Here is a 265-nt window from a genome sequence, read left to right on the forward strand (position 1 = left end):
AACCTGTGGGAGCTGGCTTGCCTGCGATGCAGACAACTCGGTACATCAGGCAAACCCAGTTGATGCCATCGCAGGCAAGCCAGCTCCCACAGGGGAACGCGTCAGTTCCAGAGATCCGGTCGGCTACTAGGCCGCCGCGCTGTGTTTTTGATCTTAGGCGCCCCGTTAAACACGATGGCCGGAATTCGACATGGATTTGGGGGGTAAACCGGCAGGGATGCCGGTTTAGCCGCCCCGCGCCATGGATGGCGCGTGGCGGCGGCCC

It is taken from the genome of Pseudomonas sp. KBW05, from assembly GCF_003852405.1.
GTDB lineage: Bacteria > Pseudomonadota > Gammaproteobacteria > Pseudomonadales > Pseudomonadaceae > Aquipseudomonas.